This is a genomic window from Streptomyces sp. bgisy159 (assembly GCF_057707805.1).
On the sequence record NZ_JBYIQX010000025.1, the window covers coordinates 108,625 to 114,788 of the forward strand.

The window sequence follows — 6,164 nt, forward strand, 5'->3', positions numbered from 1 at the left end:
GCGACGGCTCGCTCCGTGGTGGCCCCGCCGATCTTGGAGAGACAATGATCCCCTTGTCGTTCGCGCAGCGTCGGCTGTGGTTCGTGCACCAGTTCGAGGGTCCGTCGTCGACGTACAACGGCGCCTTCGCCCTGCGGCTGACCGGTGACCTGAGCGTGGACGCCCTGGAGTCGGCGCTCCGCGACGTCGTCGACCGCCACGAGGTCCTGCGCACGGTGATCGCCGAGGACGACGAGGGCGTCCCGCACCAGCGGGTGCTGCCGCCGGCCCGGGAACCCTTCGCGCTGCCGGTCGTCGACGTCGCACGGGAGGACGAGCGGGCGGCGGCCGTGCACGACGCGGCCACCGCCCCCTTCGACCTGGCCGCCGACGTCCCGCTGCGCGCCCGGCTGCTCCGCTCCGGCCCGCGCGAGCACACCCTGGTGCTCGTCGTCCACCACATCGCGGTGGACGGGGAGTCGTTCGGCCCCCTGTTCCGCGACCTCGCCCTGGCCTACGGCGCCCGCCGCGAGGGCCGGGCCCCGGCGTGGGAGCCGCTCGCCGTGCAGTACGCCGACTACACCCTGTGGCAGCGGGACGTGCTCGGCGACGAGTCGGATCCCGACAGCCTCGCCGCCCGCCAACTCGCCTACTGGCGCCAGGCACTGGCCGATCTGCGGCAGCCGCTGCCGCTGCCCGCCGACCGGCCCCGCCCCAAGGCCGTCGGCCCGTGCGGCGACGTGGTCCGGTTCACCCTCGAACCCGGGCTGATCCGCTCCGTCGAGCAACTGGCCGCGCAGCGCGGCACCACGGTGTCGATGGTCATGCACGCGGCGCTCGCGGTCCTCCTGCACCACCTCGGCTGCGGCGACGACATCCCCATCGGCGCGCCCATCGCCGGCCGCACCGACGAGGAACTGCGCGACCTCGTCGGCTTCTTCGTCAACACCTGGGTGCTGCGCGTCGACCTGTCCGGCGACCCGGCCTTCCACGACCTGCTGGAGCGCGTACGGGACACCTCCCTGGCCGCCTACGACCACCAGGACATGCCGTTCGAGCGGCTCGTGGAACTGCTCAACCCCGAACGCTCCAGCGCCTACAACCCGTTCTTCCAGGTCATGCTCTCCTGGCAGCCGGCCGTGCCGGACCTGGAACTCCCCGGCCTCGGCGTCCGCGCCGAGCGGCTGGAGACCGCCACCGCCAAGTTCGACCTCTTCTTCGACATGCTGCCGGACGGCACCGGCGGGGCGGGGTGCCGTCTGGAGTACGCCACCGACCTGTTCGAGCGCACCACGGCCGAGTCCCTCGCGCACCGCTTCGTCCGGGTCCTGCACCGTCTCGTGGCCGACCCGGCCCGGCGCGTCGGCGCGGTCGACGTGCTCGACCCGGCCGAACGGGACCGGCTGCTGGTCCGGTTCAACGACACGGCGACCGCGGTGCCGGAACTGACCGTCCCGGGCCTGTTCGAGCGCCAGGCGGCCAGGACGCCGGACGCCCCGGCCGTCGTCTGCGACGACCGGACGCTGACCTACCGGGAGCTCGACGAGCGGGCCGACGGCATCGCCCGCGAGCTGACCCGACGCGGGGCCGGGCCGGAGGACCTGGTGGTCCTCGCCCTGCCCCGCACCGAGAACCTGGTCGCCGGCCTGCTCGGCATCCTCAAGTCCGGTGCCGGATACCTCCCGATGGACCCCCGGCACCTCGGCGGGCGGGCCGCGACCGTACTGGCCGAGGCGCGCCCCCGGTTCGTCGTCACGGACACCGCGACGGCGCACGCCCTGCCGGAACACACCATGGCCGTCGTCGACCTCGACCGCCGCGCGCAGTGGGACCCGTCCGGGCCGGCGTCAGACCCGGCCCGCCCGCCGCACCCGGACAACCTGGCGTACGTCATGTACACCTCCGGCTCCACGGGTACGCCGAAGGGCGCGGCCATCACCCACCGCAACGTCGTCAACGGCGTGCGGGCCCTGGCCCGCGTGCTCGACGCGCGGCCCGGGTTCCGGATGCTGGCCGGCACCTCGGTGAACTTCGACGTCTCGGTCTTCGAGCTGCTGTCCACCCTGTCCACCGGCGGCACGGCCGAGATCGTGCCGGACGTGCTGGCCCTCGGCGAACGCGACGGCTGGGACGGCCAGGTCATCAGCGCCGTGCCCTCGGTCCTCGCGGAACTGGTCGGCCACCTGAAGCGGACCGGCGGCGTGCGCACCGTCGTCCTCGCCGGCGACGTCCTGCCCGCCGCCCTGGTCGGCCAGATGCGCGACGCCCTGCCCGGCGTGCAGGTGGTGAACTCCTACGGCCAGAGCGAGAGCTTCTACGCCACGACCTACTCCCTCCCCGCGTCCGAGGAGGCACCGGCGGGCGACGTCGCCCCCATCGGCACCCCGCTGGAGAACATGCGGGCCTACGTCCTCGGCCCCGGACTCGCCCCGGTGCCCCAGGGCGTGACCGGTGAGCTGTACGTGGCGGGAACCTGCCTCGGCCGCGGCTACCACGGCCGCCCGGGCATCACGGCCGAGCGCTACGTGGCAAGCCCGTTCGGCCCGCCCGGCGAGCGGATGTACCGCACCGGCGACCTGGCCCGCTGGAACGCCCGGGGAGAGCTGGAGTGCCTGGGCCGGGCCGACGGCCAGGTGAAGGTGCGCGGCTTCCGCATCGAGACCGCCGAGGTCGAGGCGGCCTGCCTGCAGCACCCGGGCATCAGCCAGGCCGTGGTGATCAGCAGGGAGGCACCTTCGGGCGGGCGGCGGCTCGTCGCGTACGTGGTGCACACCGGCGAGGGAGCCGTCGGCGACGACGGAGCCGGCGGCATCGGCGACGTCGACGTGATGGCCGGCGCCTCGCCCGCCGAACTGCGCCGGTTCGTCGCGGCACGGCTGCCCGACTACATGGTCCCGTCGGCCTTCGTGGCGCTCGGCCGGATGCCGCTCGGGCCGACCGGCAAGCTGGACCGCTCCGCGCTGCCCGAGCCGGAGTTCACGGGGGAGACCTACCGGGAACCGCGCACCGAGGCCGAGGCCGTCATCACCGCCGCGTACGCCGACGTGCTCGGGGTGGAGCGGGTCGGTGCCGACGACGACTTCTTCGCGGTGGGCGGGGACAGCCTGCGGTCCATCCAGGTGGTGGCGCGGGCCCGGGCCCGCGGCCTGGACCTCACCACGCGGGAGATCTTCGAGTGCCGCACGGCGGCCCGCCTCGCCGAGGTCACCTCCGCCCGCCGGGAGCGCACCGGCGCCCTCGCCGAGGACGAGGACGGCGGCATCGGGCCGATGCCCCTGCCGCCGGTGGCCCGGCACGTCTTCGAACACGGCGGTGGCATCGACCGGTTCGCCATGGCGATGACGCTCGAGCTGCCCGACGGCATCGACGAGCGCGGGCTCGCCGCGACCCTCGACGCCGTGCTCGACCGGCACGACCTGCTGCGCGCGCGGCTGGTGCGCGGCCCCGAGACCACCCTGCTGGTGCGGCCCAGGGGCACCGTACGGGCGGCGGACCTGATCCACCGCGTGCCCTGCGACGGCCGCTGGGACGAGCCGGCCTCGCTCCGGTCGGCCCGGGCCGAGCTGGACGCCGCGGCCGGACGCCTCGACCCGGAGACCGGGCACCTGGTCGACGCCGTCTGGTTCGCCGCCCCGTCGGGAGCGGGCCGGCTGCTGCTCGTCGTGCACCACCTGGCGGTGGACGGCGTCTCCTGGCGCATCCTCATGTCGGACCTCGCCGAGGCGTGGCAGCGGGTCCGGACCGGCCGCACCCCCGACCTGCCGACGGTCGGCACGTCCGCCCGCCGCTGGTTGTCGGCGCTGCGGGAGGAGGCCCACTCCGAGCGGCGGGAGGCCGAACTCGCCTACTGGCTGGACCTGCTGGAGGCACCCGACCCACCGCTCGGCACCCGGCCCTTCGACCCGGCGGTGGACGTGATGGCCACCGTCGACCACCTGCGGGTGGAACTGCCCGCCGACGTCACCGAGGCGGTCCTGACCACGCTGCCCGCCGCATACCGGGGCACGGCCACCGATGTGCTGCTCGCCGCGCTGGCCCTGGCGGTCGACCGCTGGCGCGCCGCGGACCGCTCCACGCTGGTCCGGCTGGAGGGACACGGCCGCGAGGCGGAACTGGTCCCGGGAGCCGATCTCTCGCGGACCGTCGGATGGTTCACCGCCATGCACCCCGCCCGGATCGACGTCCGGGGCGTGGACTGGGCCGACGTGCTGGCCGGAGGCCCCGCGGCCGGAACCGCGATCAAACGCGTCAAGGAGCAGCTGCGCGCCGTCCCCGACAAGGGCATGGGGTACGGGCTGCTGCGCCACCTCAACGCGGACACCGCCGGGCAGCTCGCCGGCCACCCGGCACCGCAGATCGGGTTCAACTACCTCGGACGGATCTCCGGCTCCGACGTACCCGAGCACCTGCGCGCCGACGGCTGGGGACCGTCGTCCTGGTCCACCGAGCTGATCCCGGCACCCGACCCGGACCTGCCCGCACTGTCCGTGCTGGAGGTCAACTCGGTCGCCACGGACACCGAGGACGGCACCCGGCTGCAGGCGGCCTTCATGTTCCCCACGGGCGTGCTGCCCCGGGAGCGGGCCGCCGAGCTGGCCCGGCTCTGGGTCGAGGCGCTGCACGGCATGGCCGGGCACGCCGCCCGCCCCGAGGCCGGCGGCCTGACCCCCGCCGACGCACCGCTGGTCGCCGTGGGGCAGACCGAGATCGAGGGCTGGGAAGCCCGCTACGGCCGTCTCGCCGAGGTGTGGCCGCAGGCCCCGGGGCAGTCCGGCATCCAGTTCCAGGCCGCGCTCGCCGACGGCGCCTTCGACGTCTACCACATGCAGTTCGTGCTGCACCTCTCCGGCCACGTCGCCCCCGAGCGCATGCGCGCCGCCGGACAGGCCCTCCTCGACCGGTACCCGAACCTGCGCCCGGCGTTCCTCACCGCGGCCGGAGGCGACCCCGTCCAGGTCGTGCCGGAACACGTCCGGCTGCCCTGGCGGCACATCGACCTGACGGGCCGGGACCCGGCCGAGACCGATGCGGCGCTCGACACCGCCCTGGCCGAGGACCGGGCCGACCGGCTCGACCCCGCCCGGCCCCCGCTGTTCCGCCTCGCCCTGCTCACCTACGGGCCGCGGCAGGCCAAACTGATCATCACCGCCCACCACACCCTGTTCGACGGCTGGTCCTCCCCCGTGGTGATCACGGACCTGGTCCGGCTGTACGCCGGGACCGGGGAACTCGCCCCGGCCCGCACCTACGGCGACTACCTGTCCTGGCTGTCCACCCGCGACCGGGAGGCGGCGGCCGCCGAGTGGGCCACCGCGCTCGCCGGCTTCGAGCAGCCCACCCTCGTCGCCCCCCACGCCCCGCTCCAGCAGGACGTGTCCGCCCTCGGCCGGATCGAGGTACCGCTCTCGATCGACAAGGGCCGCGCTCTCGCCCGGCGCGCCGCGGAACTCGGGGTCACCCTCAACACCCTCCTCCAGACCGCCTGGGGGCTCCTGCTGTCCACGCTCACCGGGCAGCAGGACGTGGTGTTCGGCGCCGCCGTCAACGGCCGCCCGGCGGAGGTGCCGGGCTCCGACGGCATGGTCGGCCTGTTCATCAACACCCTGCCGACCCGGCTGACCATCCGGCCGGACCGCAGCGTGAGCGACCTCGTCACCGACCTCCAGCACCGGCAGACCGCGCTGCTCGACCACCACCACCTCGGCCTCGCCGACATCCAGCGCGGCACCGGACTGCCCGCCCTGTTCGACACGATCGTCGTCTTCGAGAACTACCCCGTCGACCGTGAGGGCATCGTCGACGCCAACCTCGCGGCCGGCTTCGCGATCGACGCCATCCGCCCCTTCGCGGGCTCCCACTACCCGCTCACCCTCAACGCGTCCGACCCCTACCTGCGGCTCTCCCTCGACTACCGGCACGACCTCTACGACCGCGCGGACGCCGAGGTGATCGCCGCCCGGCTGGTCCGGATCCTCGACCAGCTGCACGACGATCCGACGCTGCCGGTCAGCGGGGTGGAGGTGTTGTCGGTGGAGGAGCGTGAGTGGTTGGTGCGGGGGGTGAACGACACGGCGGTGGTGGTGGAGGAGGGGACGTTGCCGGGGGTGTTCGAGGCGCGGGTGCGGTGTGATCCGGATCGGGTGGCGGTGATCGCGGAGGGGGAGTCGTTGAGTTATGGGGAGTTG

Annotated in this window: 1 protein-coding gene; it reads left to right on the forward strand. The window is 74.4% G+C overall.

The genetic code is table 11. From position 1 onward, the window contains the following. Window positions 1-44 precede the first annotated feature (44 nt). Window positions 45-6,164 (forward strand): amino acid adenylation domain-containing protein (locus AC3ET3_RS23330; protein WP_435612815.1); only part of this gene is annotated, 6,120 nt, incomplete at its 3' end.